Origin of the sequence: Sphingomonas sp. TF3 (assembly GCF_003985085.1) — a bacterium.
In the GTDB taxonomy this organism is placed as follows: Bacteria; Pseudomonadota; Alphaproteobacteria; order Sphingomonadales; family Sphingomonadaceae; genus Sphingomonas.
Map to the genome: position 1 here is coordinate 164,523 of NZ_RWKS01000007.1, position 26,737 is coordinate 191,259.

The following is a 26,737-nucleotide window of genomic DNA, read 5'->3' on the forward strand; positions in this document are numbered from 1 at the left end:
GCTGCCTCCCCTCCTCGGAAGGGAGGAAATGCCGCGCTTATTGTGTTGCCGCGGGCCCGGTCGATTCGCGCACGATCAGCTCATAGCCGACTTCGCGGCGTTCGACCGGTGCATGCGCGGGCGCGAGCAGCAGGTCCGCTGCCTGATACGCCATTTGCCGGGTCGGTTGGCGGATGGTGGTGAGCGGGGGCCAGACGAAGCCTGCCAGCGCGGTGTCGTCAAAGCCCGCGATCGAGAGCTGCCCCGGTACGGACAGGCCATAGCGATGCGCCGTCGTCAGCGCCCCCGCCGCCATGTCGTCGCTCGACGCGAACACGGCGCTTGGCGGTTCGGCGAGCGACAGCAGCGCCGCCGCCGCCGCCGCGCCGGAGGCGAAATCATAGCTGCCCTCGCGGACCAGCACGGGATCGAAGGCAATGCCCTGCTGCCCGAGCGCAGACGCATAGCCCTGCAAGCGCTGGCCGCTGGTGGCATAGCTCGGATGCCCGGCGATGAAGCCGATCCGCCGGTGTCCGAGCGACAGCAGGTGCGCGGTCATCGTCGCGGCGGCGGCAGCGTTGTCGATGAAGGTCGAGGGGGCGAGATCGAGCGCGCTCCCCGGCGAAACCCGCACGAACCGCACCCCGCGCCGTTGGAGCAAGTCGAGCACGTGCGGATAGTCCGATACGGGCGGGGTCAGAATCAGGCCATCGACATGCGTGGCGTCGACCAGATTCTCGATATCGTCGAGCAAGGTGGTGGAATTGCGATCGTACGGCTGGGCGATCATCCGCACCCCGTCCGCCACACAGCGATCCCGGATGCCCGATTGCATTTCGTAGACATAATAAGGGCTGGGATTGTCGCAGATCAGCGCGATCTGGAAACTGCGCCGCCCGGCAAGCGACCGTGCCGCGACATTCGGGCGGAAGTTCAGTTCGGCTACCGCCGCCTCGACCTTGGCGCGCGTTTCCTCGCCGACATAGCGCTCCTTGTTGAGGACGCGCGACACGGTTTTGATCGAAACCCCCGAAACGCGAGATACGTCCTTGATGGTTACGCGCAAAGTCGCCGCTCCCGAAAGCCCCGCAGGTGTGGCGCACGGGTGTGCCGCACCAGCGGGGCATCGGCAACCGTCATGCCATGATATTGCGACCGCGCTGGACCGTGGCGCTGTGGCCGATGCTGGCGGCGGGAGTATGGGCCTTGATGGTATCGACCATGATCCAGTCGTTGCTCGCGCGGTCGGGCGTGAGCGTCATCGCCATATAGCCACGGCGCGAGGTGTCGCACCATTTCAGCTCCTTATTGGCGCGCACCAGCGTGGCGGCAATCACCTTGGGGTCGGTCTTGCTGGCGGCTTCATAGCCCGGGGACGTCACCGAATGACCTGCGAATTCGACCCCGGCAGGCTTGCCGTCCTGCGCCAGGTCATAGGCCCAGGCGTTGTGGCTGTCGCCCGACAGCACGATCAGATTGGCCCCTTGCGCCTGCGCGCCCTTCAGGAAGCGCGCGCGGGCGGCGGGGTAGCCGCCCCAATTGTCGTAGTTGAACGGCAGTCCCAGCTTGGCCGCAGCAACGCCCGCCAGAATATAGTTTTTGGCGCGCGCGGGGGCATCGGGTGCCACCCAGGCGAGCGCATCCTGCGGCATCACGGTTTCGCCCATGATCGTGCCGAAGCCGACCACTTGCCAGCGCTGGCCCTGGCGGACCGATTGCGCGAGCGCGTGGCCGAGCCAGCTTTCCTGCTGCGACCCCATCATGGTGACGGCCGGGTCCGTCCACGCGCCATCGCGGAAGTTTTTCAGCGCGGCGATCGGGTCGTTCGCCTTGAACAGCGGCGCGACGTCAGGCTGCTTGGTACGCGCGAGCAGGCGGGTCTCGGTGCGGAACAGCGTGGCGAGCGTGCCGATCTCATAGGCCTTCCACGGCTCGTCGGACACCGGCATCCATTCGCGATAGGCCTGGATCGAGGCGGCGCGGCGGGCATTCCAGTCGCCTTCGTCGGGCTGGTGATTCTCGGCCCCGCCTTCCCAGCTATCGTTTGCCGATTCGTGATCGTCCCACTGCACGATCATCGGCAATTTGGCGTGCAGCGCCATCAGATCTGGGTCGCTGCGATAGCTGGCGTAGCGGATGCGGTAGTCGGCGAGGTGGAGCAATTCGGTCGCGGGAAGCGGGGTGCGTCCGGTGACCTGATCCTTCAGCGCGGGATAATCGCCGGTGCGATATTCGTAAAAATAGTCGCCGAGATGGATCGTCAGGTCGAGATCGTCGCGCGCCGCCGCATGGGCATAGGCGTTGAAGAAGCCATAGGGCATGTTCGAGCAGGAAAAGGTCGCGGTGCGGAAGCGGTCGACCGGGCCGACGGGCAAGGTCTTGGTCGTGCCGACGGGCGAAAAGCTGCCGTCGGGCGCGACGAACCGGTAGTGATAGGTGCGACCGGGGGCGAGGCCGTCGACGGTGATCTTGGCGGTGAAATCACGCCATACGCCCGTGATTTGCGATCCGCCCGCGACGACCTTGGCGAAGTCTGGTGTTTCGGACAGTTCGACGCGCAGTTCGGCAGTGTCGCCGCTGGCGGGGACGTAGCGCGTCCATAGCAGCATCGAATCGCCGGCGGGCTCACCGCTGGCGACCGAATGGGTGAAGCCGCGCGCATTCGCGACCGAGGGGCTTTGCGCAAAGCCCGGCACCGCGAAAGCGCCGAGCCCGAACGAGCCGGTGAGCAGGAAAGAGCGGCGGTCGATACGAAGCGTCATGGGGCATCTCCAGCTGATCGCGCGTTCCTGCGCCATCGATATGGCGTCTGCGTGACAGTGAGATCTGCCTTGGCTAAGGCCGGGGCATGGACGAGCGAAGGACCGATCCGCTGGTGTTCCCCTGGCGTTATGGCGCGGGCATCTTGATATTCTTCGCGCTCTGCGCGCTGCTCCGCTCGGTCGATCATGACGAAAGCCAATATGTTGCGGCGGCCGTGCTGACCGCACATGGTTTTCTGCCGTTCCGTGATTTTGCCTATCTGCAGACGCCGTTGCAGCCGTTCCTGTTCGCGCCGGTCGCATGGCTGGCGGGGCCCTGGGTGTGGCCCGCGCTGCGGCTGGTCAATGCTACGCTCGGCGCGGTGCTGGTCGGCTGCGTCTGGCGCGCGGCGCGCGAGGCCGGCGCCTCGGCGCGCGCCGCGCTGATCGCGGCGGGGTTGCTCGCGCTGAGCGATATCCTGCTGTTCAGCATCGCCACTGCCCGCAACGACGCCTTGCCTGCCGCCTTGCTTGCTGCTGCGCTGGTGCCGATCGTGCGCACGCAGCGCGGGCGCGGCAGCACGGGACAAGCGGTGCTGATCGGGCTGTTGCTGGCCGCAGCAGCGGCGGCGAAAGTGTCCTACGCGCTGCCTGCGGCGGCTTATGGGGTGTATACGCTCGTCGATCGGCGGCATCGCCCGCTCGCCGTGCTGGCCGGAGCAATGCCAATGGTCGCGTTTGTCGCCTGGACCTGGGCGATCGCCCCCGCCGCCTTCGTGTTCGGTACGCTGCGCTTCCCGGCGCTGGCTCCGGCGGAATATTACACGCCGGGATCGTGGAAGATGTCCTATCTCGCCAAGGCGGTCGATGCGCTGAAGTTTTTCGCGCTCGGCCCGGCCTTGCTGGCGCTGGTGATGGTGCGCCGCCGCTTGGTGCGGCCCGGCGTGATCGAGTGGCTGGTGCTGGCCGGTCTGGTCGCCGCGCTGCTGCCGTTTCCCACCTGGCGGCAATATCTGCTGCCGGTTCTGCCGCCGCTCTTCGTCTTGCTGGCGTTGGTGTGGGACCGGGCACCGCCGGGGCGGGGCCTGCGGATCTTTACCGTGGTGACGATTTTCGCCGGCCTTGCGCCGACGACCGCTGCGGCGGTCCAGGCGCTGGAAGGAGCGTCGATGCCGGTGGCTTTGCGCGAAGGCCGGGCGATCCGCGCCGCGCTCGATTCGGCCGGGGTGCAGGGCGGCGTGGCGACGCTGTCACCGCAGTTTCTCGGCGCGACCGGACGCTTGCCCGACCCGCGTTTTGCGGCCGGTCCGTTTTATTATCGCACCCACCGGCTCGCCGACCCGGCGACCGAGCCGCGCTTCCATGTTGTGTCGGCGGATCGCCCCGCCGACCTTGATCGCAACCCGCCGTCCGCCGTGCTGGTCGGTGGCGAGGCTCCATGGACAGCGGGCGACAGCGACACCGACGCCCTGCTCGAACGCTGGGCGATCGCGCGAGGGTATCGGACGGTGCCGATCAACAGTACGCGTTTCCGTGTGTACGTCAGGCGACCTTGAGCAGCGCTCCGTTGCGCTTGGCGTCGACCAACCCCTGATAATAGTCCATCAGTTCCACCGCATGGTCGCGGTCGCTGCGCACCTTGCCCGCCGCTACCAGCACCGCGCGGCGCAGCACGCGCTGGTCGCGTGCGAACAGCCGGTGGATCGCCGCCGCGGCGCTTTGCGCATCGCGCGCGGTGTAGAATTCGGAGGCGTGGCGGTCGGCAACCTCCGCGCAACCGCCCGTGTCGGGCACGATCAGGGGCAGGCCCCCCGCCATTGCCTCGGACGCGACCAAGCCGAACGGTTCCGCCTCCGATCCGTGGATCAGCGCGTCGCAGCTCGCGACGATGCGGGCGAGGCGTTCGCGGTCATAGACCGGGCGGAACATGCGGATGTGCGGGGATCCGGCGATGCGGGCCTCGATCTGGCGGCTTTCGACCCCGGTGCCGAGCAGGATCAGCCCGACCGGCAAATCCGAACCGGCGCGCTCGACCGCGTCGATCACCAGCCGCCAGCGCTTTTCGGGATGATGGCGGCCAAGCCCGAGCAGCAAATGCCCGCTGGGCGGCAAAGCGCATTGCGCGAGCAAGGCGGCACGCAAGCGATCGTCGCGCAGATCGGGCGAGAAATGGCCACGCTCGATCCCCAGCGGCATCGCCGCGTCGATCCGCACGCCGCGGGCCTTAAGCCGCTTTTCCAGCGCCGGGCCGTTGGTGACGACCGCATCGAAATGCTGGAGGAAGCCGCTCATATAGCGGGTGTACCAGGAGAAAGCGCGCTCGATCCGCTCCTGCGGGGCGAGGCCCTCGAACCAGCGCAGCGCATAAGCGGCCATATTGTCATTGTGCATGAAGAAGCTTTTCACCGCACCGCCCTCATATTTGGGCTGCCACTTGCCAATCACCCACGGCAAGCGCCACGGCGAGGAGGTTTCGACGACATCGGGCTGCAACTGGTCGAGCAGCTTCACGATCGGGGCCGATTCCCAGAACAGCCCGTAATTCTGGTCGAGCGGCAAATGACCGGTCTGGATCCAGATAACCTTGCCGCCGCCGGGGCGTTCCTCGACCGCATTTTCGCGACCAGGGGCGAGCACGATCAGCTCATGCCCGAGATCGGACATGATGCCCATCTTGCGATCGATATAGGTGCGCACACCCCCGCCGGTCGGCGAGTAGAATTCGTTGACGTCGACGATCCGCATGGCGTCTATTCGTCCTTGAGCGGCCCGAACCCCCCGAGCCCGCGCAGATATTGCGCCCGAATCTCGGTGGATACCACCCCCTGCGGCACGACGATCCGCGCCATGGCAAGCTTGGGGCGCGACCGGCCGAGCCGCGCGTTGGTCGGGAAGCCCGCGCCATCCTGCCACAGGTTGAACTTGTTCTTGCCGTCGCGATTGTGCGTGAACAGCAAGGCATAGGGGCCAGGCGTCGGCACGCGGATGCACAGCACGATCGGGCCGCTGGCCGGGGTAGGCAGGCGCACGCGACGGAAGAACTTGCCTTCCTTGATCAGGTCGCGATCGTCCTTCAGGAAATCGGCGTCGTTGGCGGGAAACAGCTCGAGCTTCAGTTCGCCGGTGCGATCCTTCAACCCGTCGACGGTCACGCGAATCGCGGGGCCGCCCGAGGTGCAGGCCGCGGCGTCGCTACCCAGAATCTGCGCCGCGCTTGCCGTGACGGGCAGAAGTGCTGCGCCGGTGATTGCCGCCGCCATCAAAACCTTGCGCACCATTTTCAACTCTTTCTCACCAAGTCGACCAGCCCGAACATCGCGACGAGCACAACATGGACGAGCAACGGCAGCGCCGCGGTGACCGCGATCAGCACCGACAAGGCTGCGTCCTGACCGATCAATAGGGTGGCGAAGGTGGCGAAAAGAAGGTCTTTGTTCGGCACAAGTGGCAGCCGCCCGACGATCAGCCGCGCTGCCGACAGCAGCAGCCACATCCCGAGCGACACACTTGGGAGACCATAATGCCAGGTAAAGGCGATCAGCACCGATCCCGCAATCAACCGCAGACAGTGGATGCCGAAGATCCACCACAAAGTCGCGCGCGGCAGCGAAAAGACGCGTTTCGAGAAGATCAGGAAAGGCAGCGACATGGCGAATACCACGACCACCGACCAGAGTGCATTGTGCAATTGCTGTTCGGTAAGCAGGCCGATGCCCAGCGGCATCGCGATCGCGATCATCGCCAGTGTCACCATATTGCCGGCAATCGCCGACAGGATGCTGACATCCTTCACCGCGCCGAACGGTGCCGCCACCATCGACGACCGTTGCCGCGCCCAGGCGTAGAAATAGGCCTCGCCCGAATAATTGAGCACGTCGTTGGCGATGCGCTTCTTGGTCAATGCCACGTAACCGGCCGCCGGGATCCCCCACAATTTGCGGAAGATGATGAAGTCGCCTGTCACCGGAGAAAGGTAGAAGAGTCCGAAGAACAGATAGAAAAGCGGGCTGCTCGGCAGCGCCGAGACCAGACTGTCGACGCCCAGCGCATGGAGCTTCAAGCCGAGCCACACGATCATTACGAGCGTGACCGCTGCGCCCAGATAGGAGGGCCAGCGTCGCGCCAGCGGTGCCATCGGCTCAAGGCCGGCGAGATCGGGCGTTCCGGGCATCGGCGGCAGCGAAAGGTGCGCGGATGTGCCCTGCGTCGAAACGCCGATCACTGGTCCAGTCGTATAGTTATCCACGTGGCGCGTTTGTCCGCTTCTTGGCCGGTCAGGGCGGCCCCATTGCCGCGCATTAGCGGCATAAGTGTGGCGCGGCAAACGCCAAGAAAAGAGCGGGAACCGTGGTCCATCCAATATGATGAGGCGTTTTGCGGGGGGCCTGACGGGTTTACCGTGACCAGCGCGCGAAGATCGCGGTCGGCAGCAACAGCCCGCGCGCTTCCTCGCGCACCGCCATCTCGCCGACTTCGACCGTGCCGCCGAGATCGGCCAGGGCTTGACGCACCACCTCGCCGATCGCCAGCGCCGACATGCGCACGGCATAGACCGTCAGCACCAGGAACTTGCTGTCCTGGTCGAGCAAGCGACGGCAATCCGCGATCAGGCCGGGCAGGCCCTCTTCCAGCCGCCACACTTCGCCATCGGGCCCGCGCCCGAATTTTGGCGGATCGAGGAAGATGCCGTCATACCGCTTCCCGCGCCGCACTTCGCGCGCGGCGAATTTGGCGGCGTCGTCGACCATCCAGCGGATCGGGCGGTCGGCCATGTCGGACAGGAACGCATTGGCCTTGCCCGCCTCGACCGACTTTTTGGAGGCATCGACATGCGTCATCGCCGCGCCCCTGGCGGCGAGCGCCAGCGTGCCGACCCCGGTATAGCCGAACAGGTTGAGCACTTGATCCCCCTCGGCGACGCGCCCGCGCATCCACTGCCATTGCGGTGCCATGTCGGGGAAGAAGGCGAGGTGGCGGAAGGGCGTGTTCTGCGCGAGGAACAGCACTTCCTCCCAGCGCACGTGCCAGCCACCGCGCGGCACATCGCGCGACAGATGCCAGCGCCCGCCGCCCTCTTCATCCGACGCACCGATGAAATCGCCATCGGCTTCCCAGCTTTCCGACGCCGGGGCCCACATCGCCTGCGGTTCGGGGCGGATGAAGCGGAACCGGCCATAGCGTTCGAGCTTGCGGCCGTGGCCGGAGTCGATGAGCCCGTAATCGGGCCAGGGTTCGGTGATGAGGGTGATGAGATTGGTCATGCGGTCTTCCTCCCCTCCCTGGAAGGGAGGGGGCGGGGGTGGGTCGGTCTAAGGCAGGCGGTGCGCGCTCCACGGGCCGACCCACCCCCAGCCCCTCCCTTCCAGGGAGGGGAGGACGCGGCGGCGCAGTTCACCGTGCGCTCGCGCGTTCGGCGATATAGGCGGTGACCGCGTCGAACGTGCCCGGCAGCGAGGCGTAGCGTTCCTCGCGCTCGAGCAGATCGCCAATCCGTGCGGGCAGCGGCGGCCGTTTGCCGGTCGCGCGCTCGACCGCATCGCCGAATTTGGCGGGGTGGGCGGTTGCCAGCGTCACCACCGGCACATCGGCGGGAAGCCCGGCGCGGCGCGCGGCGGCGAGACCGATCGCGGTGTGCGGATCGATGATCTCCCCGCTCGATTCGCACGCCCAGCGCATTGCCAGCGCCATGTCGTCGAGGTCGACGCGGTCGCTGCCGAACAGAGCGGCGGCACCTTCGCGCTGCGCGTTGGTCAACCGCATCGCCTTGGTTGTTTCGAAACCGCGCATCTGTTCGGCGAGCGCGGCACCGTCGCGGCCGCCGAGATCGAACAGCAGTCGTTCGAAATTGCTCGACACCTGAATGTCCATCGACGGGCTCGGCGTGGGCACGACGGTGCCTTGCGAATAATCGCCGGCGCTGAGCGCACGGTGGAGGATGTCGTTGACGTTGGTGGCGACGATCAATTTCGCGACGGGCAGGCCCATCTTGGCGGCGACGTAACCGGCGAAGACATCGCCGAAATTGCCGGTCGGCACCGAGAAGGCGACGGGGCGCTCGGGCGCGCCCAGACGGACGGCGGCGTAGAAATAATAGACCACTTGCGCCATCAGCCGCGCCCAGTTGATCGAATTGACCGCCGACAGCGCGAACTTGCCCGAGAAAGCGTTGTCGTTGAACATCGCCTTCACCAGCGCCTGCGCATCGTCGAAGCTGGCATCCTCCAGCGCGATATTGTGGATGTTGGGGGCGATGACGGTGGTCATCTGGCGGCGCTGCACTTCGGACACGCGGCCCTTGGGGTGGAGCATGAACACATCGACCCCGGCGCGGCCGGCCAGCGCATCGATCGCAGCCGAGCCGGTATCGCCCGAGGTCGCGCCGATCACGGTGACTTGCTGGCTGCTGCCGGTGAGGAAGCGCTCGAACAACAGCCCGAGCAATTGCAGCGCGACGTCCTTGAAGGCGAGCGTGGGGCCGTGGAACAGCTCCAGCAGCCAGTTTTGCGGATCGAGCTGGACCAGCGGCACGACGGCGGCATGGGCGAAGCGGCCATAGGCCTGAGTGCACAGCGTGCGCAGATCGGCTTCGCTGAGCGTGCCCTCGACGAAGGGCAGCATCACCGCGACGGCGGTGTCGACATAGGACAGGCCGCGCAAAGCCGCGATCTGCTCGGTCGAGAAGCGCGGCCAGCTTTCCGGCAGATAGAGGCCGCCGTCTTTGGCCAGGCCCGCGAGCGTGACGTCGCGGAAATCGAGGGTGGGCGCGGAGCCGCGCGTGCTTGTGTAGCGCATGACCCCTGCGGTTAGCGAGGTGGAGCCGCCGGGGCAACCGTCCGCCGCCGCAGCGCCAGCGCATAGATGATCGCAGCGATGGCGGCGAAGACGAACCACTGCACCGCATAAGCGAGGTGATTGTTGGGCACCGCCGACAGATCGGGCGCGGGATTGGGGTCGAGTCCCGCGGCGGGAGGATCCGCGACGAGCATCAGCATCTTGGGTGCACCGCCGAGCGCGGAGGCGATCAGCGGGGCGTGGCCGGGGACGTGCGAGATATAGCCGCGCACTGGGCCGCCCTTCCAATTGGGCTTGGCATGGGGATCGCGGCCGAAGCCGATCTGCACGGTGAAGCCGGGGCCTTCTGCGCCGGTGCGGCATTCGGCGAGCTGCCGCCAGCCGGTGCCGCCGCGCGCATTGCGCCCGCCTTCGATGCGGAAGCTGACCGGTTGCAGGCAGAAGGCGCTGGCGCGGCGGAACAACAGGCTGCCATCCTCATCGACCGGGATGCGCGGGAAGGCGACAGGCGGCAGCGTGACGTTGCGCGCATACTGCACGAGCTGCGCTTCCTTTTCGGCGCGGCGCTGCAATTGCCAGACGCCGAGCGCGATCATCGCGGCGATGGCGATGCCGACGAGTACGGTCGGCAGGACCGGGATGCGGTTCATGGATTGGGGTCGAGCGGGGTTATGCGCCCCTCGCGCGCGGCGGTGCGATATTCGGAACCGAGCAAGGCTGCCTTGGCGACGCGGAGTGCACCGATCACGGCGGCGATCGTCACTGGCACCCAGAGGATGAGTTGCAGCCAGATCGGCGGGGCAAGCGTCAGCTGGATCGTGATCGCCGCGCCCACTACGATCGCGCCGAGCAGCAGGACGAGCAGCGCGGCAGGTCCGTCCCCGACATTGAAGCGGGTGTAATCGAGCCCGCACACGGCGCAGCGATCGGCAAAAGCGAGCCAGCCCTTGAACAAGCTCGGTGCGCCGCAGCGCGGGCACAGGCCCTTGAACGCAGCGGGCAAGGGGGCCGGTTCGGGCGTCGGCGTTACGGCCTCGGCCCGCACTCCGGTCATCGGACGGCGATCAGCCGGCGTGGATGGGCGCGCCCCAGCCACCCCAGACATAGATGGAGACGAACAGGAACAGCCACACCACGTCGACGAAATGCCAATACCATGCCGCCGCTTCGAAGCCGAAATGCTGCTGCGGAGTGAAATCGCCGCGATAGACGCGGATCTGGCAGACGATCAGGAAGATCGTGCCGATCATCACGTGGAAGCCGTGGAACCCGGTCGCCATGAAGAAGGACGCGCCATAGTTCAGGCCCTTAAAGGGGAAGGGCGCGTCGGCATATTCATAGGCCTGGATCGAGCTGAACAGCAGGCCGAGGATGATCGTGACCCACAGGCCCTTCTTCAGGCCGTCGCGGTCGCCATGGATCAGCGCATGGTGCGCCCAGGTGATGGTGGTGCCGCTGGTGAGCAGGATCAGCGTGTTGAGCAGCGGGAAGCGGAAGGCGTCGATGACTTCCAGACCCTTGGGCGGCCATTGCGCTGCGACATCGGCGGCGACCGAGACGGTCTTGGTCACCGAATCATAGACAATATGCGCCGGGAACAGCGAAAAGTCGAAGAACGCCCAGAACCAGCCGACGAAGAACATCACTTCGGAGGCGATGAACAGGATCATGCCGTAGCGCAGGTGCAATTGGACGACGGGGGTATGGTCGCCTGCATGGGCTTCGAGGATGACCTGACGCCACCAGCCATACATGACTGCGAGCACGCCCGCGACGCCGGCGAAGAACACCGCGCCGCCCCCGGCCGCCGAATGCATCCACATGATGCCGCCCGATGCCATGGCGAGCGCCGCCATCGCCCCGGCCAACGGCCAGATGCTGGGGGGAAGGATGTGGTAATCGTGGTTCTTGGCGCCGGCCATCTGTCCCTCGTCCTCTTTTGTCGTTCGGTTCTAGCTCTTGGCTTTGGTGGAATCCACCGGGTAAAAAGTGTAACTGAGCGTAATCGTCTGCACGTCACTGGCGTCCGGATCCGCAAGGATCTTCGGGTCGACGAAGAAGATCACCGGCATGCGCGCGGTTTCGCCCGGTTTCAGCGTCTGCTGGGTGAAGCAGAAGCACTGGATCTTGGTGAAATATTTGCCCGCTTGCGCCGGGGTGACATTGTAGGTCGCGGTGCCCGTGATCGGATGGTCCGATGTGTTGGTCGCGGTGAAGAACGCCATGTCGCGTCCGCCGATATCGACGGTTTCGGATGGATGTTCGGGCGCGAACTTCCACGGCATGTGCGGCGCGACATTGGTGTCGAAATCGATGCGGATCTGCCGGTTGACCGCGCCCGGTGCCACGAGCCCGCGCTGGGTGGTGCCGTTGAGGCCGGTCGCCTGGCAAAACAGGCGGTAGAGCGGGATACTCGCCCAGCCAAGCCCGCTCATGAAGCAAATGCCCGCCACCGCGAACAGCGCCGTGCGCAGTTTGCGGTCGATCGCCATCAGTGCGGCATCCCGGCCTGGATCTTGGCGATGCTGATCGCGAACACCAGCACCACAAAGGCACCGAGGATGAGCGCGAGCGCAGTCGCGCGGCTGCGCTGGCGCTTGCGGACGAGGTCGCTGTGCGGGTCCGGGGTCATGCGATGAGCCGATCGACTGCGAGGGAAATGAAGATCATCAGAATATAGCCGATCGAATAGGCGAACAGGAAGCGTTCGGCCTTCATCTCGGCGGGGGTGCCCGCGCGCGCCGCAACGACCCAGAGCGTGAGGCCGAGGAACACCGCCGAGCCGATCGCGGCGACCGCGCCATAGGCGATCCCGGCCAACCCCAGCGCCCACGGCGACACGGCGGCGGCGGCCATCAGCACCGCGTAGAACAGCATTTGCCAGCGCGTCGTCGCCGCGCTCGCCACGACGGGAAGCATCGGCACGCCGCCCTTGGCGTAATCGTCGCGAATCAGCAGCGCCAGCGCCCAGCTGTGCGGCGGGGTCCACAGGAAGATGATCGCGAACATCAGCAGCGGCAGCGTCGAAATGCTGCCGGTGGCGGCGACCCAGCCGATCAGCGGCGGGAAGGCCCCGGCGGCCCCGCCGATGACGATGTTCTGCGGGGTCAGCCGCTTGAGACCGACGGTATAGATCAGCACGTAGAACAGGATCGACACCGCCAGCAGCGCGGCGGCGAGCAGGCTGATGGCGAGACCCATCAGCAGCACCGAGAACACGCCGAGCCCGACGCCGAAATGGAGCGCGGTCTCGCGGTCCATCTTGCCGGCCGGGAGCGGGCGCTTGGCGGTGCGCTTCATCAGCGCATCGATATCCGATTCATACCATTGATTGAGCGCGCCCGCCGCACCCGCTGCCAGCGCGATGCACAGGATGGCGGTGAAGCCGAGCACGAAGGGCAAATGCACCGGCGCGGCCAACATGCCGCACAGCCCGGTCAGCACGACCGATCGCATCACCCGCGGCTTGGTCAGCGCGAAGAAATCGCGCCAGTCGGCGGGGAGGGTGGTGATCGGCATAGTGGCAGTCGTCATCGAATCGATCCTCCCCTCCCGCTTGCGGGAGGGGTTGGGGGAGGGCTGTGTCGGGCGGGCGTCCATGGCCCTCCCCTAGCCCCTCCCGCACGCGGGAGGGGAATAAAGAAGTACCCCCCTCCCGCGAGTGGAAGAGGGGTACTCCATAATCAATCGATCCGGGGCAGCGTTTCGAACTGGTGGTAAGGCGGCGGGCTCGACAGCGTCCATTCGAGCGTGGTCGCACCTTCGCCCCACGGGTTGTCGCCGGCCTTCTTGCCCGCGAGCAGCGACCAGATCAGGTTGACGAAGAACACGCCCATGCCGACCGCCATCACCGCATAGCCGATGCTGGCGACCCAGTTCCAATGCGCGAGGCCATCGGTGTAATCCGGCACGCGGCGCTGCATGTTCTGCAGACCCAGGAAGTGCATCGGGAAGAACAGCAGGTTCACGCCGATGAAGAAGATCCAGTAATGCAGCTGGCCGAGGAATTCGTTGTACATCCGGCCCGACATTTTCGGGAACCAGTAATAGAAACCCGAGAAGAGCGAGAAGACCGCACCCAGCGACAGCACATAGTGGAAGTGCGCCACCACATAATAGCTGTCCTGCATGTAATCATCGATGCCGCCATTGGCGAGCACGACGCCGGTAACGCCGCCGACGGTGAACATGAAGATGAAGCCGATCGCCCACAGCATCGGCGTCTTGAAGCTCAAGGAACCGCCCCACATCGTCGCGATCCAGGAGAAGATCTTGATCCCGGTGGGCACCGCGATCACCATCGTGGCGGCGGTGAAGTACATCTTGGTGTTCACGCTGAGGCCCGTCGTGAACATGTGGTGCGCCCACACGACGAAGCCGACCACGCCGATCGCGACCATGGCATAGGCCATGCCGAGATAGCCGAAGACCGGCTTTTTCGAGAAGGTCGAGATCACCTGGCTGACGATGCCGAAGCCCGGCAGGATCATGATGTAGACCTCGGGGTGGCCGAAGAACCAGAACAGATGCTGGTACAGGATCGGGTCGCCGCCACCGGCGGGATCGAAGAAGGTGGTGCCGAAATTGCGATCGGTCAGCAGCATGGTGATGGCAGCGGCCAGCACCGGCAGCGACAGCAGCAGCAGGAAGGCGGTGACCAGCACCGACCACACGAACAGCGGCATCTTGTGCAGCGTCATGCCCGGCGCGCGCATGTTGAAGATGGTGGTGATGAAGTTGATCGCGCCGAGGATCGACGAGGCACCCGCGAGGTGGAGCGCGAGGATCGCCATGTCGGTCGACGGGCCAGGCTCGCCGTACGTCGACAGCGGCGCGTAGAGCGTCCAGCCGTTACCCGCGCCGCCGAAGAAGGGCGAAGCGAGCAGCAGCGTGAAGGCGGGGATGAGCAGCCAGAACGAGATGTTGTTCATCCGCGGGAAGGCCATGTCGGGCGCGCCGATCATGATCGGCACGAACCAGTTGCCGAAGCCGCCGATCATCGCGGGCATGACCATGAAGAACACCATGATGATGCCGTGCGCGGTGATCAGCACGTTCCACAGGTGCAGCGAATGGTCGAGGCCCTGCTCGCCGCCGGGCAGGAAGCTTGCCCAATAGCCGAGATATTGAATGCCCGGCTGCGCGAGTTCGGCGCGCATCAGGCCCGAAATGCCGCCACCGATGATGCCCGCGACGATCGCGAAGATCAGGTACAGCGTGCCGATGTCCTTGTGGTTGGTCGACATGAACCAGCGCGCGAAGAACGACATTTCATGCGTGTCGTGCGCATGGGCGTCATCGTGATGCGCCTCGAAGGCGCTCGGGGTGAGGGCGGTGTCGGTCATGGCTTATTGTCCAGCGGTGGCGACGGCGGCGGCGGGAGCCGCTGCGCCTGGGGTGGCAATCGAAGCGGTGGTGGCGGCAGCGGGGGGTGCGGCCGACGCAGGGGCCGCGCCGGGCATGGTGCCGCCCTTGGCCTTGACCCACTGCGCGAACACTGCCGGGCTGACCGCCTCGACCGTGATCGGCATATAGCCATGCCGCGCGCCGCACAGTTCCGAGCAGACGCCGAAATAGACGCCGGGCTTGTTGATGGTGAAGCTGGTTTCGTTGAGGCGGCCGGGCACCGCATCGAGCTTGATCCAGAAGGCCGGGATCGCCCAGCTGTGGATCACGTCATTGGCGGTGGTGATCAGCCGGATCGGCACGCCGACCGGGAGCACGACGCGATTGTCGGTGGCGAGCAGGCGCGGCCCGTCGATCGCGGTACGCGCGCGTTCGCCCTTGCCGACTTCGCCCGCTTCCTTGAGCATGTTCGAGGTGATTTCGAACCCGCCATGATCGGGATATTGATAGGTCCAATACCATTGGTTGCCGATCGCCTTCAGCGTCACTGCATTCTTGGGCGCGGGCTTGTACTGCGCCTGCAGCAGCCCGATCGACGGCAGAGCGAGGCCTAGCAGGATCAGCACCGGAATACCGGTCCACAACACTTCCAGGATGGTGTTGTGCGAGGTCTTGGACGCAACCGGATTGGCCGCGCGGCGGTAGCGCAGCGCCACCCAGCCGAGCAGCACCAGCACCAGGATACAAATGCCGGTGATGACGGGCATCAGCAGCGTGTTGTGAAACCACAGCGCCTGTTGCCCATTGGGGGTGACCTGCGGTTGGATGGTGATGAGACCATCGACCGGCTGGCCGACCTTGGGGTCGATCGCCATGGCCGGCGCGCCGTCGACCGCGAGCATGGGATCGTGCGACACTGCTGCGGCGGGTGTGGCGGGTGGGGCCGCCACCGGCTTCGCGGCTGGCGCAGCGGGTGCCGCCTGCGCCGCGCCGACGCTCAGCATCGCGAGCCCAGCTGCCAGTACGATCGATTTGATCCCGATCATGTGCATCCCCTGCGTCTACCCCTATCAATCGCCCCGATCGTGCGGGGCCGGACGGGGCAGATATGTGCCCTCTATCTGGTGTCTATACGCAGGGGATGCCGGGGCCTCAAGCCGCGCGGCACCTTTTTTGGCGCAATCGTTGCACCGCCGCCCCCCGGACCCTAATCAGGCGTCCCATTCCGCAGGATCAGAAACGATGACCACCACGATGACCGACGATGATGTTCTGGCCGAATTCCGCGCCGCCGAGGCGTTGCTGGAGGGTCATTTCATTCTGTCGTCCGGTCTGCGCTCGCCGCGCTATTTGCAGTGCGCGCGCGTGTTGATGGACCCGGCGCGCGGTAGCCGTCTGGCAACGGCGCTGGCTGCTCGCCTTCCCGTCGAGATTCGCGACAGCATCGCGGCCGTGGTGTCGCCCGCGATGGGCGGTGTGATCGCCGGGCATGAAATGGCGCGCGCGCTGGGGGTGCCTGCGATGTTCCTCGAACGGCCCGAGGGCGTGTTCGAGCTGCGGCGCGGCTTCCGCCTCGCGCCCGGCACCAAGGTACTGATGATGGAGGATGTCGTGACCACCGGCCTGTCCTCGCGCGAGGCGATCGCGGCGATCGCCCGGGCGGGAGGGGAAACCGTGGCGGCGGCGGCTCTGGTCGATCGTTCGAACGGCACCGCCGAGCTGGGCGTGCCATTCTTCCCGCTGATCCGGCTCGACGTGCCGACTTACGCCGCCGATTCGCTGCCGCCGGAACTGGCGGCGATCCCCGCGATCAAGCCCGGGAGCCGCGCGGCGTGAGCGCCCCGCTCCGCCTCGGCGTCAACATCGATCACGTCGCCACCGTCCGCAATGCGCGTGGGTCGGGCTATCCCGATCCGGTGCGCGCGGCGTTGCTGGCGGCGGAGGCGGGAGCGGACGGCATCACCGCGCATCTGCGCGAGGACCGGCGGCATATTACCGACGACGATATCGCGCGCCTCTCAGCCGAATTGACGATCCCGCTCAACCTGGAAATGGCGGCGACCGACGAGATGCTGGCGATCGCCTTGCGGCATCGCCCCCACGCCGCGTGCATCGTGCCCGAAAAGCGCGAGGAGCGGACCACCGAGGGCGGGCTCGACGCGGCGGGTCAGTTCGACACGCTGGCACCGTTGATGGCGGCGTTGCGCGACGCGGGGATTCGCGTCTCTCTGTTCATCGAACCCGATGCGCGGCAGATCGACGCGGCGATTCGCCTGGGCGCGCCGGTGGTGGAGCTGCACACCGGGCGCTATGCCGAGCTCGAGGGCGAAGCGCAGGCGGTCGAACTGCGCCGTTTGTCGGATGCGGCGGCTTTGGCGGCGCGCAACGGGATCGAAGTCCATGCTGGGCATGGCCTGACCTATGCCAATGTCGCGCCGATCGCGGCGATCCCGCAAGTGCGCGAGCTCAATATCGGGCATTTCCTGATCGGCGAGGCGCTGTTCGTCGGGTTGGCGACCAGCGTGCAGCAGATGCGCGCGGCGATGGACGCGGCGCGGTGATCGGCGGCGTACCTTCTCCCCTCCCGCTTGCTGGAGGGGGTGGGGGAGGGCCTGCGCCGACAAGCGTTACGGCGATGCTACACCACTCCCCTAACCCAGTTTTGGGTCGGCTGTGCCCCCGGCACAGCCTGAGCAGCGCGGGGCGCTGCTCACCCAAAACTCGCACGCGGGAGGAGAATTCGTTATGATTATCGGGCTCGGCTCCGACCTGTGCAATATCGAGCGGATCCAGGCATCGCTTGACCGCTTCGGCGACCGCTTCGAGCAGCGGGTGTTCACCGATGTGGAGCGCGCCAAGGCGGCGCGACGCCCGTTCACGAAGGCGGGCACGCTGGCCAAACGCTTTGCCGCGAAGGAAGCCTTTTCCAAGGCGGTCGGCACCGGATTCAAGCGCGGTGTCTTCATGAAGGACATTGGCGTGGTCAACGCGCCCTCGGGCGCGCCGACCTTGCTGCTGACCGGTGGGGCCAAGGCGAGGCTTGACGCGTTGACGCCCGACGGCCACGTCGCGGTGGTACATTTGACGATGACCGACGACCATCCCTGGGCACAGGCGCTGGTCGTCATTGAAGCGCGCGCAGTGGCTGAGCGCCCGAAGGACGAGACATGAAGGACGACTTGGCGCTGAGCACGACCGAAGCCGGGGAGCCCGGCGAAAGCGAGCGCGCCACCGCCTCCGCCGCCAAACCAAGCAAGACCGATTGGGCGTCCGAACTGCGCGGCATCCTGTGGTTGATCCTGGCGGTGCTCGGCTTCCACACCTTCATCGCCAAGCCCTTCTATATCCCGTCGGAATCGATGCTGCCGGGTCTGCTCGTCGGCGATCAGCTGGTGGTGAGCAAATTTCCCTATGGCTGGTCGTTTGTCTCGCCGACCTTCCACGTTTTGCCGTTCCTTCATGGCCGCTTGCTTGGGCAGCTGCCCGAGCGGGGCGATGTCGTGATCGTCACGCCGCCGGGTACCGAGACCGACTATATCAAGCGGCTCATCGCCTTGCCGGGCGACCGCATCGCGGTGCGCGACGGCATCGTCATCCTGAACGGCGTGCCGCTGAAGCGCGGGCCGCTGCATTATGTCGACATTCCCAATTATGGTGGCGCGCCGCTGGTGTCGGAACCCGGCGTGACCTGCGATCCGCTGCAATATCCCGGTGCGCTCCACACCGGGGCAGACGGAAAGAACTATTGCCGTCTGCCGCTCTATACCGAAACGCTGCCGAACGGGCGGCATTATGAGACGGTCGATCTGGGGCCATCGCCGGGCGACAATTATCCCGAAACGCTGATCCCGCCGGGGCATGTTTTCCTGATGGGCGACAATCGCGATCGCAGTGCCGACAGCCGTTTCAGCCTGGCCGAACAAGGGCTGGGTGGGCCGGTGCCGTGGGAATATCTCGGCGGCCGCGCCGAGTTCATCACCTTTTCCAAGACCGGGCTGGGGAGCTGGAATCCGCTGACCTGGGGGCAGTCCTTCCGCGGTGGTCGCGCGGGAACCTCGCTTCATGCCGAGCGCGATAAATGAGCCAGGGCGCAAAGCCTGAGCTGGTCAGCGAACCGGCCCCCAACGAACTGCGCGATCCCTTCGTGCGGCAGGAGCTGAAGCGCGCGACGATCTGGCTCGGGCTTGCGGGGGCGATCGCGCTGGCGGTGCTGCTGGTACAGCCGCTGCTGATCATCTTTGGCGGGCTTGTCTTCGCTTCGATGCTCGACGGCGGGGTGCGGCTGCTGCGCCGCGTGCTGCCGATCGGGCGGCCGTGGCGGTTATTGATCGTGGTGGTTCTGACCGTCGCCTTCATCGTCGGGGTGATGTACCTGACGGGTGCGGGCATCACCGAACAGGTCCAGCAATTGCGCAGCACCTTGATGACGCAAGCGACCAAGCTGATGGACTGGGCGTCGCGCATCGGCATCATGCCAGGCAAGGCCGACCTTAATGGCATCGCGCAACAGGCGCTGGGCTCGTTCGGCAAGCTCACCTCCTATCTCGGTATCGCCTTCGGGGCCCTTGCCAGCCTGGTGATGGTGCTGGTGATCGGCCTGTTCATCGCGATGGAGCCGCGGCTGTATGAAAGCGGGTTGCAATGGCTGATCCCGCGCGACCAGCGCGCGCGCTTCGCCGGCACGATCGAGCAGATGGCGACAACGATGCGGCGGCTGCTGGCCGGGCGCTTGTTCGGCATGGCGCTGGAAGGCGTGATGACGGGCATTGCGCTCGCACTGGCGGGCGTGCCGATGGCGCTGGTGCTCGGCATCATCACCGGGATTTTGGCCTTTGTGCCCAATATCGGCGCGATCACCAGCGGCGTGCTGATGGTCGCGGTCGGGTTCAGTGCGGGGATGCACACCGGCTTCTGGGCGATCGCCATCTATGTCTTCATCCAGACTCTCGATGGCTATGTCGTGATCCCGATGGTGGCACGGCGCACGGTGGATTTGCCGCCCGCGCTGACGCTGTCGATGCAGATTCTGGCGGGGACGCTGTTTGGCGTGCTGGGGCTGACCTTGGCCGATCCGCTGACCGCGATGATCAAGGTCGCGCTGGAGCGCAGCTCGGAGGCGGAAGGCGAGGACGAAGCGGCGGTAAAGGCATGATGCCGGTCCTTTACGATTATTGGCGCTCCTCGGCTTCCTATCGCGTGCGGATCGCGCTTGGCCTGAAACACGTCGCTTATGAACGGGTCGCGGTCGACCTGACGCAGGGTGAGCATCGGTCGGCGGCCTTCCTGGCGCGCAACCCGCAGGGGCTGCTGCCCGCGCTGGACATCGGAACGGTGGTGCTGACGCAGAGCCTGGCGATCATCGACTATCTCGACGCCATCCACAAAGCGCCCCCCATGGTTCCGGCTGACCCGGTCGCGCGGGCGGCGGTGCTGGCACAGGCGCTGGTGATCGCCGCCGACCTTCACCCGATCGACAATTTGCGCGTGCTCAACCGGCTGACCAGCCAGTTCGGGGCAGATCAGGCCGCGCGCGAGGCGTGGTACGTGCACTGGATGGTCGAAGGCCTTGCCGCGCTGGAGGCGATGACCGCCGATGTGCCCGGGCCCTTTTTGGGCGGAGATATGCCGAATCTCGCCGATGTGTGCCTGGTGCCGCAGCTTTATAATGCGCGGCGCTTTTCGGTGTCGCTCGACGCTTTCCCGCGACTGCTCGCTGCCGACACCGCAGCCTCAAACGTCGCCGAGATCGCCGCGGCGCATCCCGATCGCGTCAAGCCGCAAGCTTGACCCGGCGATCCAGCACGACGCGGTCGAACAAATCGAGATAGGCGGCCGCGGCATTTTCGCCCGGCTGGGGCACAGGCGTCGGGCGTGCGCGCCCGGGAACCAACCAATCGTCGAGCGCTGCCACCAACGCCACACCATCGCCCGGCGGAACAATGCTGCCGAGCGACGGGTGGGTCACGATTTCGCGCACGGCGACGCTTGAATCGGTGGTCACCACCGGCGTGCCGACGGCGAGCGCTTCCCGCAACACGCCCGGCACCCCCTCGAAATCCGACACTAGCGCCAGCGCCGCCGCGCGCGCCAGAATCGGTGTCGGATCGGCGACATGGCCGGGCAGCAACACGCGGCCCTCCAAGCCAAGTCGAGCAACTTGCGCTTCGAGCGCGGCGCGCTCGCCGCCTTCGCCGATGATCACCAGCGCCAGATCGCGTTGCGCTACCTGACCAAAAGCGTCGATCAGCCGGTCCCAGCGCTTTTGCGGGGCGAGTCGCCCTACTCCAAGGAGAAAGCGCCCGTTGGGCAAGGCGGGGATGCTCGCGCCAAGCACCGGACGCAGCGGCGGATTGGGGATGACGTGCAGCATCTCCGGTCGCGCACCCATTTCGATCCGTGCCTCGTCGGCCATGGCCGGGCTCATTGCGACCAGTTCGTCGACAAAGTGCGGATGCCAGCGCAGCCAGGTGCGATAGGCGGCGGCAAAGGCTGCGCCGTGATCGCGCCGTACCAGGGCATTGGAGATTTTCGCCACGATCGGCGGACAGCGGTGGCCGAGTCGCATCTTGGTCCACGCGGCCAGTGCCGAATAATGGTTGCCTGGGCAAAACAGGATGTCGGGCGCGATTTCCTCGGTCAACGCGGCAATGGCCCCCATGCCAAGCATAGAGTGCCGTCCGAGGATGCGTGTTTCTATGCCGGTAGGCAGGTCGCGCGAAAGCGGCCCGGTTACGTCCCCGAGGACCAGCGTTACGCGTCGTCCCACTTCGCTCCAGCTACGGACCAGCCGCAGCAGCGCCTTTTCGACCCCGCCCCCATCAAGGGTCTGGGCGTAGGCGAGGATATGCGATGCGGGGGGGCGCGGGCTTAACATCGTTGGGTTTGTGTAACGTTGCTTTGTCGCAAATGTTTCCCGGCCCGTCGCGCATGACAGTTTTTTCAGAATTTTTTTGGGGAAGGGCGCAACCCGGCGCTTGGGGCCGCCGACGGCTCGCTTACTCGAGTGCTCCGCGCATCGCCGCACCCGCGACGAACGGCGCACCGGCCAGCAGCATCAGGCTGACCGCACCGAGCAGTTTGATCGCGCCGACACCGCCCTCCATCGACCCCGCGCCGAAAATCAACAGCGGTACGGCCAGCGGCAGCATTACCAGCCCCGCGACCGAGCCCGCGCCGCGCAGCCCTGTGACCAGCGCGGCGGTCGCAACCGCCAGCGCGGCGAGCCCCGGCGTGCCGATCAGCAGCCCGAGCTCGACCGCGCCGAGCGTCTGCGCCGACAAGCCGAGCAACCCCGCCGCAACCACCGTGGCGAGCATCAGCGGCGGGCCGAAGCCGATCCAATGCGCGGCGATTTTTGCGGCCGCCACCGTCGGCATCGAAAAGCCGCGCACGCTCAACTGATCGAGCACGCCGCTTTCGGCATCGGGGCCGACCAGCCGTTCGACCGGCATCAGCGCCGCGAGCAACGCCGCCGCCCAGATCACGCCGCCGCCGATCCGCGCCAGCAACGCCGTGTCGGGCCCAACCGCAAAGGGAAACAGGACGGTGACGAGCAGGAAGAAAGCGAGCGCATTGACCACCCCGCCACTGGCCCAGGCGATCCGCACGTCGCGAGTGATGAGCGCGCCGAGCCCGGTCATAAGAGCGAGATCGTCTGTGCGTCGGGCAAGGCGATCGGCAAATGCGTCGCGACCAGCACCGCGCCGCCGCGCCCCCGGTGCGCCGCGATCAAGTGTTCGAGCACCGTCACGCTCGCCACGTCGAGACCGTTGGCGGGTTCGTCGAGCAGCCACACCATCGCACCGCTCGCCACGACGCGGGCGAGCGCGGCACGGCGGCGCTGGCCGGTGGAGAGCAGCCGCACCGGCACGTCGGCGATATGCGACAGGCCGACCGCATGGAGGGCGTGGGCGACGCGTCCGTACGGGTCGTCTGGGTCGGCATCCAGCGCCGCCCAAAAGCCGAGCGCCTCGCGCAGAGGGCGCGCGGCATCGAGCGCGGCGGCTTCGGCCATCAGCATGCGCGTTGCCGCTCCCGCAATCTCGCCGTTGGCGGGCCGCAACAGCCCGGCGGCGACGCGGATCAAGCTCGATTTGCCGATGCCGTTGGGGCCGGTGACCAGCGCCGCGCCGCCCGGTGGCACCGCAAAGGACAGGCGTTCGAACAACACGCGCCCGCCGCGCACGCAGGTGACGTCGCGGAAGGCGAGAGCGGCGTTCGTGCCTCGCCCGTCGACAACGGCGGCGGAGCCAAAAGACGGGCCCGGAGGTTGATCGGCCTGCACCATCGGCTATGCCTTACGGCGAAGGCGCACGGTGCGCCAGCAGGAGAGCAAGCGGTGCGCGTTGAACCACTGGGCGATGACGAACGGGCCGAGGCGCTCGACACGCTCGACGAATGGGATTTCGACGAAGCACGCGACGCGATCACCCGCACCTTCACCTTCGCCGATTTCAGCGAAGCCTTCGCGTTCATGACGCGCGTCGCCTTGCTGGCGGAAAAGGCCGATCATCACCCCGAATGGTCCAATGTGTGGAACCGCGTCGATGTGCTGCTGACCACGCACGATGCAGGTGGGCTGTCGCACAAGGACGTGGCGCTGGCGGAGGCGATCGACAGTTTAGTGGGCTGAGGCCACGAGGCTGCGGCGCATCATCTTGCGCAGGCGGCCGGGGAGCCAGCGGGCGGCAAAGGCCATGCGGTCGGCGGTCTTGCCGACATAGGTGTGGACCTTGTCGCCGTGCACCGCATCCCACGCGGCTTGCGCCACGGCATCGACCCCGGTCAGTTCGAGTCCGGCATTGGTAACGACCTGTTTGATCGAATAATTGGTGCTGCCCGCTGGCGCTGCCAGCAAAGGCGTGTCGATGAAGCTTGGCACCAGATCGCGTACCTTGACGCCCGCCCCATACCATTCGCCGTCGAGCGCCTCGGTCAACGCGCGCACCCCGAACTTGGTCGCCGAATAAACGGGTAGCCCCGACGTGCCATAGATCGCCGAGGCGGAAGCGGTGTTGAGCAGACAGGAACCCTGCGTGCGCGCGAGATAGGCATAGCCGATCTTGGCACCGTTGAGCACGCCGACCAGATTGATCGCCACGACGCGGTCGAGATCGTCGAAGGACATGTCGATAATCGGCCCGCCGGTGCCGATCCCGGCATTGTTGAACAGCACGTCGAGCCGCCCGCCGGTGGTGGCGGTGAAGGCATCGAGGCTCTCAACCCAGGCGGCGCGGTCGCGCACGTCCATCTGATAGGTCTCGACCATCCCGGCCGGCAGCATCGCCGCGGTTTCGCGTAAACCCGTTGTGTTGACGTCGGCGAGGCCAACGCGCCAGCCGCGCTCGGCAAACAGCCGCGCGGTCGCCTGGCCGATGCCCGAGCCGCCGCCGGTGATGAAGATTGCCTTTTGTTGGGTCATGATCCCTCTCCCCTTTGACGCGAACGGTATCCTCCCCCAGTGTCCGCGTCGATGCCGGATTCTCACAGTACAGGCCCAAGCGTTGCCTTCGACGCGGTGACGAAGCGCTACCGTGGCGGCGCGGTCGCGGTGGACGATGTCTCGCTGGAAATTGCGGGCGGCGCTTTCGTCGCGTTGGTCGGGAGTTCGGGCTCCGGCAAATCGACGCTGCTAAAGATGATCAACCGCTTGATCGTGCCGAGCGCGGGGCTTGTGCGGATCGACGGGACGGATGTTGCCGAGGGTGCGGCACCCGCGCTGCGCCGGCGGATCGGCTATGTCTTCCAGAATATCGGGCTGTTCCCGCATATGACGGTGGGCGAGAATGTCGCGATAGGGCTGCGGCTGGCGGGCGGGCGCGACACTGCCGCGCGCGTGGCGGCATTGCTCGATCTGGTCGATTTGCCGCAGGCTTTCGCCGTGCGGATGCCCGATGCGCTGTCGGGCGGGCAACGGCAGCGCGTCGGCGTGGCGCGCGCGCTTGCGACCGCGCCGGGGCTGTTGTTGCTCGACGAACCGTTCGGCGCGCTCGATCCGGTGACGCGCGACCAACTCGGCACAGCGGTGCGCGCGCTTCACGATCGGTTGGGCCTGACCACGATCATGGTGACGCATGACATGGCCGAGGCGTTGATCCTGGCGGACCGGGTGCTGGTGATGGATGCTGGGCGGATCGTGGCGGACGCCACGCCGCAAGCCTTGCTCGCCGGGCAAGGCGGCGCGGTGGCGGATGCCTTGGTGGCGGTACCGCGTGAACAGGCGCGGCGGTTGCGCGCGCTGGAGGAGGGGGCATGAGCCCGTTCCTCGAGGCGATGACGCGCGTGCCGCCGCTGCTCGCCGCGCATCTGTTGCTGGCGGCGGCGGCATTGGCGCTGGGGCTGGCGATCAGCCTGCCGCTGGCGATCTGGTCGGCGCGGCGGCCGGGTGTTGCGCGGGTCGCGCTGGCCTTTGCGAGTTTGGTGCAGACGATCCCGAGCCTGGCACTGCTCGCGCTCTTCTATCCGCTGTTGCTGTTCGTGTCGGGGCTGGTCGGGGGCGGGATACCGGCCTTGGGCTTCCTGCCTTCGCTGCTGGCGCTGACGCTCTATGCGCTGCTGCCGATCCTGCGCAACGGCGTGACCGGGCTCGCCGGGATCGACCCCGCCGTGATCGAGGCGGCGGACGGCATCGGCATGACGGCGTGGCAGAAGCTGCGGCTGGTCGAGGCCCCGTTGGTGGCACCCGTGCTGATGGCGGGCGTGCGCACGGCTGCCGTGTGGACGATCGGTGCGGCGACGCTATCGACCACGGTCGGCCAGCCGAGCCTGGGCGATCTGATCTTCGCCGGGTTGCAGACGCAGAATTGGGCGTTGGTACTGGCCGGGTGCGTCAGCGCGGCGGGGCTGGCGCTGGCGGTGGATGCGCTGCTCGGTCTGATCGAGCGCGGTATTGCGACCCGCAGGCGCGGGCGGGTTTACGGCGCGGGCGCGGTGCTGCTGCTCGGCGTGCTGGCCGCGCTTGCGCCGCTGGCGGTGCCGCGTTCGCCGACGATCGTGATCGGTGCCAAGAACTTCTCCGAGCAATATATTCTCGCACGCGTGATCGGGCATCGGCTTGAGCAAGCGGGTTACCGTGTCGAATATCGCGAGGGGCTGGGCTCGGCGGTGATTTATGGCGCGCTCAGTTCGGGCGCGATCGACGTCTATGTCGATTATGCGGGGACGCTCTGGACCAATGCGATGCGGCGCAGCGACACGCCCGCGCGGCCCGCGATGGTGGCGGCGATCGGTGCGTGGAGCGCGCAGACGTCGGGCGTGCGGCTGCTCGGGGCCTTGGGGTTCGAAAATGCCTATGCCTTTGCGATGCGCGGCGAAGCGGCGCGGGCTAAGGGGATCGTCTCGCTCGACGATCTGGCGCGCGCGGCGCCGGGGCTGACGCTCGGGTCCGACCTCGAATTTCTGGAGCGGCCCGAATGGGCGGCGGTGCAGCGCGCTTATCCAATCCGCTTTGCCGCCACGCACGCCTACAGCCCGACCTTCATGTACCGCGCGCTGGAGAGCGGTCAGGTCGATGTCATCTCGGCCTTTTCCTCGGACGGGCGGATCGCGGCGGAGCATTTGACCGTGCTCACCGACCCGCGCCGCGCGATTCCGGGCTATGACGCGATTCTGCTGCTGGCACCCAAGCGGGCGAAGGACGCTAGGCTGGTGGCGGCGCTCAAGCCGCTGGTCGGGCGCATCCCGGTCGCGGCGATGCGCGAGGCGAATTATCTGGTCGACCGCGACCGGGGCAAAGTGTCGCCCGAGGATGCGGCGCGCTGGCTGGAGCGTCGGCTGGGGTTGTAGTGAGCGGCGCTCCCCTCCCTGGAAGGAAGGGGGCGGGGGTGGGTCGGCCCGTTGGTCGCGCTGTCGCCCAGCACGGAGAGCCACCCACCCCCAGC

At 66.6% G+C, this 26,737-nt stretch carries 29 protein-coding genes; 10 read left to right on the forward strand and 19 right to left on the reverse strand.

Annotation, left to right across the window (positions count from 1 at the left end; translation table 11 throughout):
- Nucleotides 1–37 precede the first annotated feature (37 nt).
- Nucleotides 38–1,045: a LacI family DNA-binding transcriptional regulator gene (locus EJC47_RS08410; protein WP_033965262.1), complete on the reverse strand. Its 1,008-nt coding sequence runs from the start codon at nt 1,043–1,045 to the stop codon at nt 38–40.
- 70 nt (nt 1,046–1,115) lie between these two features.
- Nucleotides 1,116–2,741: an alkaline phosphatase D family protein gene (locus EJC47_RS08415; protein WP_126846786.1), complete on the reverse strand. Its 1,626-nt coding sequence runs from the start codon at nt 2,739–2,741 to the stop codon at nt 1,116–1,118.
- Between the two features lie 86 nt (nt 2,742–2,827).
- On the opposite strand from EJC47_RS08415, the gene EJC47_RS08420 reads away from it, so the two are divergent.
- Nucleotides 2,828–4,276: a DUF2029 domain-containing protein gene (locus EJC47_RS08420; RefSeq protein ID WP_126846788.1), complete on the forward strand. Its 1,449-nt coding sequence runs from the start codon at nt 2,828–2,830 to the stop codon at nt 4,274–4,276.
- On the opposite strand, the gene EJC47_RS08425 is transcribed toward EJC47_RS08420, so the two are convergent.
- The 13 genes from EJC47_RS08425 to coxB all read right to left on the reverse strand — a co-directional run bounded on the left by EJC47_RS08425 (nt 4,263) and on the right by coxB (nt 15,904).
- Nucleotides 4,263–5,465 carry a glycosyltransferase gene (locus EJC47_RS08425; protein WP_126846790.1) on the reverse strand — a complete coding sequence of 401 codons (1,203 nt, stop codon included), beginning with the start codon at nt 5,463–5,465 and terminating at the stop codon, nt 4,263–4,265. The genes EJC47_RS08420 and EJC47_RS08425 overlap by 14 nt on opposite strands.
- Nucleotides 5,466–5,470: 5 nt before the next feature.
- Nucleotides 5,471–5,998: a DUF2141 domain-containing protein gene (locus EJC47_RS08430; protein ID WP_171010506.1), complete on the reverse strand. Its 528-nt coding sequence runs from the start codon at nt 5,996–5,998 to the stop codon at nt 5,471–5,473.
- Between the two features lie 2 nt (nt 5,999–6,000).
- Nucleotides 6,001–6,966, reverse strand: a complete 966-nt coding sequence (locus tag EJC47_RS08435; protein ID WP_126846793.1) for a hypothetical protein — start codon at nt 6,964–6,966, stop codon at nt 6,001–6,003.
- Between the two features lie 148 nt (nt 6,967–7,114).
- Complete coding sequence (locus tag EJC47_RS08440; RefSeq protein WP_126846795.1) at nt 7,115–7,981, reverse strand: class I SAM-dependent methyltransferase; 867 nt, start codon at nt 7,979–7,981, stop codon at nt 7,115–7,117.
- A 130-nt stretch (nt 7,982–8,111) separates the two neighbouring features.
- The gene (gene thrC / locus EJC47_RS08450) at nt 8,112–9,512 is read right to left on the reverse strand and encodes a threonine synthase (RefSeq protein ID WP_126846797.1); all 1,401 of its coding nucleotides are present in this window, start codon (nt 9,510–9,512) and stop codon (nt 8,112–8,114) included.
- Nucleotides 9,513–9,523: 11 nt separating this feature from the next.
- Nucleotides 9,524–10,162 (reverse strand): SURF1 family protein, encoded by a 639-nt coding sequence (locus tag EJC47_RS08455; protein ID WP_126846799.1) that lies wholly within the window; start codon nt 10,160–10,162, stop codon nt 9,524–9,526.
- Nucleotides 10,159–10,566, reverse strand: a complete 408-nt coding sequence (locus EJC47_RS08460) for a DUF983 domain-containing protein (protein ID WP_126846801.1) — start codon at nt 10,564–10,566, stop codon at nt 10,159–10,161. The genes EJC47_RS08455 and EJC47_RS08460 overlap by 4 nt, the downstream gene beginning before the upstream one ends.
- A gap of 10 nt (nt 10,567–10,576) precedes the next feature.
- The gene (locus EJC47_RS08465; protein ID WP_033965930.1) at nt 10,577–11,434 is read right to left on the reverse strand and encodes a cytochrome c oxidase subunit 3; all 858 of its coding nucleotides are present in this window, start codon (nt 11,432–11,434) and stop codon (nt 10,577–10,579) included.
- Between the two features lie 30 nt (nt 11,435–11,464).
- Nucleotides 11,465–12,004 carry a cytochrome c oxidase assembly protein gene (locus tag EJC47_RS08470; protein WP_126846803.1) on the reverse strand — a complete coding sequence of 180 codons (540 nt, stop codon included), beginning with the start codon at nt 12,002–12,004 and terminating at the stop codon, nt 11,465–11,467.
- Nucleotides 12,004–12,144 carry a hypothetical protein gene (locus tag EJC47_RS21000; protein WP_171010507.1) on the reverse strand — a complete coding sequence of 47 codons (141 nt, stop codon included), beginning with the start codon at nt 12,142–12,144 and terminating at the stop codon, nt 12,004–12,006. The genes EJC47_RS08470 and EJC47_RS21000 overlap by 1 nt, the downstream gene beginning before the upstream one ends.
- Nucleotides 12,141–13,046, reverse strand: coding sequence for a heme o synthase (locus EJC47_RS08475; RefSeq protein WP_185867608.1), 906 nt, complete (start codon nt 13,044–13,046; stop codon nt 12,141–12,143). The genes EJC47_RS21000 and EJC47_RS08475 overlap by 4 nt, the downstream gene beginning before the upstream one ends.
- Nucleotides 13,047–13,195: 149 nt before the next feature.
- Complete coding sequence (ctaD, locus tag EJC47_RS08480; protein WP_126846805.1) at nt 13,196–14,857, reverse strand: cytochrome c oxidase subunit I; 1,662 nt, start codon at nt 14,855–14,857, stop codon at nt 13,196–13,198.
- 3 nt (nt 14,858–14,860) lie between these two features.
- Nucleotides 14,861–15,904, reverse strand: coding sequence for a cytochrome c oxidase subunit II (gene coxB / locus EJC47_RS08485; protein WP_126846807.1), 1,044 nt, complete (start codon nt 15,902–15,904; stop codon nt 14,861–14,863).
- Between the two features lie 208 nt (nt 15,905–16,112).
- Here coxB and pyrE point away from each other — a divergent pair, with 208 nt between their 5' ends.
- The 6 genes from pyrE (at nt 16,113) to maiA (ending at nt 20,645) form a co-directional block, all read left to right on the forward strand.
- Nucleotides 16,113–16,694, forward strand: a complete 582-nt coding sequence (pyrE, locus tag EJC47_RS08490) for an orotate phosphoribosyltransferase (protein WP_033966935.1) — start codon at nt 16,113–16,115, stop codon at nt 16,692–16,694.
- Entirely contained in the window at nt 16,691–17,419 is a 729-nt protein-coding gene (locus EJC47_RS08495) for a pyridoxine 5'-phosphate synthase (protein WP_126846809.1), read from the forward strand. Before pyrE ends, EJC47_RS08495 begins: the two co-directional genes overlap by 4 nt.
- 184 nt (nt 17,420–17,603) lie before the next feature.
- A complete protein-coding gene (gene acpS, locus EJC47_RS08500) occupies nt 17,604–18,029 on the forward strand; it encodes a holo-ACP synthase (protein ID WP_126846811.1) in 426 nt (141 codons plus the stop codon).
- On the forward strand, nt 18,026–18,940 hold the full coding sequence (gene lepB, locus EJC47_RS08505; protein WP_126846813.1) for a signal peptidase I: 915 nt from the start codon (nt 18,026–18,028) through the stop codon (nt 18,938–18,940). The genes acpS and lepB overlap by 4 nt, the downstream gene beginning before the upstream one ends.
- Nucleotides 18,937–20,010: an AI-2E family transporter gene (locus EJC47_RS08510; protein ID WP_033966928.1), complete on the forward strand. Its 1,074-nt coding sequence runs from the start codon at nt 18,937–18,939 to the stop codon at nt 20,008–20,010. The genes lepB and EJC47_RS08510 overlap by 4 nt, the downstream gene beginning before the upstream one ends.
- Nucleotides 20,007–20,645, forward strand: a complete 639-nt coding sequence (gene maiA, locus EJC47_RS08515) for a maleylacetoacetate isomerase (RefSeq protein WP_033966930.1) — start codon at nt 20,007–20,009, stop codon at nt 20,643–20,645. The genes EJC47_RS08510 and maiA overlap by 4 nt, the downstream gene beginning before the upstream one ends.
- Here the strand turns inward: maiA and EJC47_RS08520 are convergent.
- From EJC47_RS08520 to ccmA, 3 genes are all read right to left on the reverse strand, one after another.
- Nucleotides 20,629–21,732, reverse strand: coding sequence for a glycosyltransferase (locus EJC47_RS08520; protein ID WP_126846815.1), 1,104 nt, complete (start codon nt 21,730–21,732; stop codon nt 20,629–20,631). The two genes, maiA and EJC47_RS08520, sit on opposite strands and share 17 nt — an antisense overlap.
- 121 nt (nt 21,733–21,853) lie before the next feature.
- Entirely contained in the window at nt 21,854–22,498 is a 645-nt protein-coding gene (locus EJC47_RS08525) for a heme exporter protein CcmB (protein WP_126846817.1), read from the reverse strand.
- A complete protein-coding gene (gene ccmA, locus EJC47_RS08530) occupies nt 22,495–23,145 on the reverse strand; it encodes a heme ABC exporter ATP-binding protein CcmA (RefSeq protein WP_126846819.1) in 651 nt (216 codons plus the stop codon). The genes EJC47_RS08525 and ccmA overlap by 4 nt, the downstream gene beginning before the upstream one ends.
- Nucleotides 23,146–23,196: 51 nt before the next feature.
- Between ccmA and EJC47_RS08535 the strand changes: the two genes are divergently transcribed.
- Entirely contained in the window at nt 23,197–23,490 is a 294-nt protein-coding gene (locus EJC47_RS08535; RefSeq protein WP_126846821.1) for a 4a-hydroxytetrahydrobiopterin dehydratase, read from the forward strand.
- Here the strand turns inward: EJC47_RS08535 and EJC47_RS08540 are convergent.
- Entirely contained in the window at nt 23,479–24,279 is an 801-nt protein-coding gene (locus EJC47_RS08540; RefSeq protein WP_126846823.1) for an SDR family oxidoreductase, read from the reverse strand. The genes EJC47_RS08535 and EJC47_RS08540 overlap by 12 nt on opposite strands.
- Nucleotides 24,280–24,330: 51 nt before the next feature.
- Between EJC47_RS08540 and EJC47_RS08545 the strand changes: the two genes are divergently transcribed.
- Together EJC47_RS08545 and EJC47_RS08550 are read left to right on the forward strand one after the other, a co-directional pair.
- Nucleotides 24,331–25,113: an ATP-binding cassette domain-containing protein gene (locus tag EJC47_RS08545; RefSeq protein ID WP_126846825.1), complete on the forward strand. Its 783-nt coding sequence runs from the start codon at nt 24,331–24,333 to the stop codon at nt 25,111–25,113.
- Nucleotides 25,110–26,642: an ABC transporter permease/substrate-binding protein gene (locus EJC47_RS08550; RefSeq protein WP_126846827.1), complete on the forward strand. Its 1,533-nt coding sequence runs from the start codon at nt 25,110–25,112 to the stop codon at nt 26,640–26,642. The genes EJC47_RS08545 and EJC47_RS08550 overlap by 4 nt, the downstream gene beginning before the upstream one ends.
- The last annotated feature ends 95 nt before the right edge of the window (nt 26,643–26,737 follow it).

Excerpts from the sequence above, each read along its gene's own strand:
- EJC47_RS08415 (WP_126846786.1), bottom strand. The coding sequence starts at position 2,741 with ATGACGCTTCGTATCGACCGCCGCTCTTTCCTGCTCACCGGCTCGTTC.
- EJC47_RS08420 (WP_126846788.1), top strand. The coding sequence starts at position 2,828 with ATGGACGAGCGAAGGACCGATCCGCTGGTGTTCCCCTGGCGTTATGGC.
- EJC47_RS08425 (WP_126846790.1), bottom strand. The coding sequence starts at position 5,465 with ATGCGGATCGTCGACGTCAACGAATTCTACTCGCCGACCGGCGGGGGT.
- EJC47_RS08430 (WP_171010506.1), bottom strand. The coding sequence starts at position 5,998 with ATGGTGCGCAAGGTTTTGATGGCGGCGGCAATCACCGGCGCAGCACTT.
- EJC47_RS08440 (WP_126846795.1), bottom strand. The coding sequence starts at position 7,981 with ATGACCAATCTCATCACCCTCATCACCGAACCCTGGCCCGATTACGGG.
- thrC (WP_126846797.1), bottom strand. The coding sequence starts at position 9,512 with ATGCGCTACACAAGCACGCGCGGCTCCGCGCCCACCCTCGATTTCCGC.
- EJC47_RS08455 (WP_126846799.1), bottom strand. The coding sequence starts at position 10,162 with ATGAACCGCATCCCGGTCCTGCCGACCGTACTCGTCGGCATCGCCATC.
- EJC47_RS08460 (WP_126846801.1), bottom strand. The coding sequence starts at position 10,566 with ATGACCGGAGTGCGGGCCGAGGCCGTAACGCCGACGCCCGAACCGGCC.
- EJC47_RS08465 (WP_033965930.1), bottom strand. The coding sequence starts at position 11,434 with ATGGCCGGCGCCAAGAACCACGATTACCACATCCTTCCCCCCAGCATC.
- EJC47_RS08470 (WP_126846803.1), bottom strand. The coding sequence starts at position 12,004 with ATGGCGATCGACCGCAAACTGCGCACGGCGCTGTTCGCGGTGGCGGGC.
- EJC47_RS21000 (WP_171010507.1), bottom strand. The coding sequence starts at position 12,144 with ATGACCCCGGACCCGCACAGCGACCTCGTCCGCAAGCGCCAGCGCAGC.
- EJC47_RS08475 (WP_185867608.1), bottom strand. The coding sequence starts at position 13,046 with ATGACGACTGCCACTATGCCGATCACCACCCTCCCCGCCGACTGGCGC.
- ctaD (WP_126846805.1), bottom strand. The coding sequence starts at position 14,857 with ATGACCGACACCGCCCTCACCCCGAGCGCCTTCGAGGCGCATCACGAT.
- coxB (WP_126846807.1), bottom strand. The coding sequence starts at position 15,904 with ATGATCGGGATCAAATCGATCGTACTGGCAGCTGGGCTCGCGATGCTG.
- pyrE (WP_033966935.1), top strand. The coding sequence starts at position 16,113 with ATGACCGACGATGATGTTCTGGCCGAATTCCGCGCCGCCGAGGCGTTG.
- acpS (WP_126846811.1), top strand. The coding sequence starts at position 17,604 with ATGATTATCGGGCTCGGCTCCGACCTGTGCAATATCGAGCGGATCCAG.
- lepB (WP_126846813.1), top strand. The coding sequence starts at position 18,026 with ATGAAGGACGACTTGGCGCTGAGCACGACCGAAGCCGGGGAGCCCGGC.
- EJC47_RS08510 (WP_033966928.1), top strand. The coding sequence starts at position 18,937 with ATGAGCCAGGGCGCAAAGCCTGAGCTGGTCAGCGAACCGGCCCCCAAC.
- maiA (WP_033966930.1), top strand. The coding sequence starts at position 20,007 with ATGATGCCGGTCCTTTACGATTATTGGCGCTCCTCGGCTTCCTATCGC.
- EJC47_RS08520 (WP_126846815.1), bottom strand. The coding sequence starts at position 21,732 with ATGTTAAGCCCGCGCCCCCCCGCATCGCATATCCTCGCCTACGCCCAG.
- EJC47_RS08525 (WP_126846817.1), bottom strand. The coding sequence starts at position 22,498 with ATGACCGGGCTCGGCGCGCTCATCACTCGCGACGTGCGGATCGCCTGG.
- ccmA (WP_126846819.1), bottom strand. The coding sequence starts at position 23,145 with ATGGTGCAGGCCGATCAACCTCCGGGCCCGTCTTTTGGCTCCGCCGCC.
- EJC47_RS08540 (WP_126846823.1), bottom strand. The coding sequence starts at position 24,279 with ATGACCCAACAAAAGGCAATCTTCATCACCGGCGGCGGCTCGGGCATC.
- EJC47_RS08545 (WP_126846825.1), top strand. The coding sequence starts at position 24,331 with ATGCCGGATTCTCACAGTACAGGCCCAAGCGTTGCCTTCGACGCGGTG.
- EJC47_RS08550 (WP_126846827.1), top strand. The coding sequence starts at position 25,110 with ATGAGCCCGTTCCTCGAGGCGATGACGCGCGTGCCGCCGCTGCTCGCC.